Source organism: Streptomyces graminilatus, from assembly GCF_001418565.1.
GTDB lineage: Bacteria > Actinomycetota > Actinomycetes > Streptomycetales > Streptomycetaceae > Streptomyces > Streptomyces graminilatus.
Genome location: NZ_LIQQ01000838.1, coordinates 1 through 861 on the forward strand (window position 1 = coordinate 1; position 861 = coordinate 861).

Annotated in this window: 1 protein-coding gene; it reads left to right on the top strand. The window is 70.6% G+C overall.

Features of this window, described 5'->3' with window-relative positions; all coding sequences use genetic code 11:
- A partial coding sequence (locus AOK08_RS42075; RefSeq protein ID WP_479683340.1) for a BREX-2 system ATPase PglY family protein occupies nucleotides 1-861 on the top strand: 861 nt, incomplete at both ends.

An 861-nucleotide genomic window follows, 5' to 3' on the forward strand; every position in this document is an offset into this window, starting at 1 on the left:
GTCGAGGTGGATGGCAAGGACCGCAAGACCATGGCGCGGATCGCGGGCGGCCTCGGCCTAGGCACCATGCGGGAGGCGTACTACCGGCAGTCCACCGCCTGGCCCGACCACTTCACCAGCCAGGCCCGCCGGGACGGCACCGCAGAACCGACTCTGGTCAAGCTCTCCGACTGGAGCGATCTTCCCGAACCGCGCGGACTGCCCGAGCCGCTGCGCCGTCTGCTCGCCGCGGCCTACGCGGAGACAACCGACCGGGTGTGGGTGCGCGGCGGAGTCCCCGTCGAACCCGCGCCCGCACCGCACGAGCTGAAGCGGGACTATGCCCTGCGCGAGCAGCCTCTGCCCAGTGAGGAAGACTGGACAGAGGCGCGCAAGCGGTACGAGACCATCCTCGGGAACCGGGCGCCGCAACTGCGGCGCGGGCGGATCGTCAACCAGTTCGCCGGACAGATCAAACAGGCGGCCGCAGTGCTAGCCCAGGAGGCCGGGCGACTCGTCGGGGAACTGGAGAAGCACCGCGCCTTCCTCCGCCTCGACGACGACTCGCCCCGCCTGGTCCTCGCCAGGCGGGCGCAGGAGTTGGTGAAGTCGGTGACGGAAACCAGCATCGAGGCCAAGACTGTCGTTGACCGGCTCGCACGCTTCGACCTCGGCGACTTCACCGCACACCGGTACGGGATGTCGTTGAAGAGTGCCGGGAAGGTCGCCGCCGCGCTGCAGAACACCAGCTGGGACCAGCTGGGCCTGGCCGACACCCTCGGTGTGGAGGGCGCAGCCGTCCTGGAGCGGGTGCGGGATGCCGCCGCCGGCGATCCGGGGGACTATCCCGACCTGCCTGGAGTGCTGCTTGCCGGCGGGCGG